Below are 1,376 nucleotides of genomic sequence, written 5' to 3'. Positions count from 1 at the left end.
CTGTGGTGCGTCAGCTCTTCTGCTGCGCGACCGCCGCTTCGGCTTCCTTCTGGAGCTGGTCCAGCACGTCCTTGGGCGACTTGCCGGAGACCGCGCTGCCGAGCTGCTCCTTGATCTTGGGCGAGAGCACGTCCCACGCGACGTCGTTCAACGGGTAGAACTTCGCCTTGGGCAGCAGGTCGATGTACGGCTTGAGACCGGCGTTGGCCGGGTTGGCCGCCATCTTGGCCATCACCGACTTGGTCACCGGCGGGAAGCTGTACTGCTCCTGGAACTTGATCTGCTGATCCGTGCTGAACGCGTGGTCCAGGAACGCCTTGATCTGGTCCTTCCTGCCGTTCTTCTTGAACGCCATCATCCAGTCGCAGACCCCGAGGGTCTCGTTCAGCGGGCCCGCCTTGCCGGGGATCGGCGCGGTCGCGTACTTGAGGTTCGGGTAGTCCTTCTTGAGCGTGGCGATCATGGTGGGGTTGCTGTTCACCATGCCGACGCTGCCGCCGTAGAAGTCCGTGTAGACGTCCTTGCGGTTCTTGGTGCCGGGGTTCGACTCGGTCAGACCGGTCTTGACCAGGTTGTCGTTGACCCAGTTCAGCGCCTCGACGTTCTGCGGGCTGTTGACCGTGTACTTGCCGTTGGTCTGGTAGCCGCCGCCGTTGCCCAGCGCCCAGTTCATGAACTCGCCCTGGGCCTCCTCCTTGCCCAGCGGCAGGCCGAAGGGCGTGGGCACGCCGGCGGCCTTCAGCTTGGTCGCGGCGGCCTTGAGTTCGTCCCAGGTCTTGGGCGGGTCGGTGATTCCGGCCTTGGCGAACAGATCGGTGTTGTAGATCAATTGCCGGGTGCTGGAGGTGAAGGGAATGCCGTACTGCTTGCCCTTGACCGTCGCGGCGGGCGTGAAGGAATCCACGAAATCGGCCTTGGTGGCGGGCGACATGACCTCGTCGACCGGGTAGAGCAGGTCGTCGACGACCTTGTCGGCATAACCGCCGGTCTGCAGGAGGTCCGGCATGTCGTTGTTCTGGATCATGGTCGCGACCTGCTTGTCGATGTCGTCCCAGTTGACGACCTGCAGGTTGACCTTGATGCCCGGGTTCTTCTCGTTGAAGCTCGAGATCACCCCGTTCCAGTACTTCTGCATGCTGCCGTCGCCGCTGCCGTAGTCCGCCACGACCAGCTTGATCGTGCCGTCCTTGGGCGCACCCGCCGCCGCTCCGGAGGCGCCGGGGGCCGCCTTGTCGTCGTCCTTCTTGTCGTCCGAGCCACCACACGCCGACAGAAGCAGTGCGGCCGACAGTCCTGTCGCCGCCAATGCCATCTGGTGCCGCTTCATCGCAGTACCGCCTTCATGCCTTCGGGAAAACAGGACCGTTGGTGAGGGT

General features: G+C 63.9%; 1 protein-coding gene. It reads right to left on the bottom strand.

The window, feature by feature from the left end:
- Positions 1–10: 10 nt before the first annotated feature.
- Positions 11–1,327 carry an extracellular solute-binding protein gene (locus ACIBM5_RS47050; RefSeq protein ID WP_396012849.1) on the bottom strand — a complete coding sequence of 439 codons (1,317 nt, stop codon included), beginning with the start codon at positions 1,325–1,327 and terminating at the stop codon, positions 11–13.
- Positions 1,328–1,376 lie beyond the last annotated feature (49 nt).

The organism is Embleya sp. NPDC050493 (assembly GCF_044458105.1).
In the GTDB taxonomy this organism is placed as follows: domain Bacteria; phylum Actinomycetota; class Actinomycetes; order Streptomycetales; family Streptomycetaceae; genus Embleya.
The sequence above is the reverse complement of the archived record's forward strand: the minus strand, read 5'-3'. Positions and strand labels throughout refer to the sequence as shown.

What these genes read in the sequence shown, in the direction of transcription:
- ACIBM5_RS47050 (WP_396012849.1), bottom strand. Translation starts at nt 1,327, where the DNA reads ATGAAGCGGCACCAGATGGCATTGGCGGCGACAGGACTGTCGGCCGCA.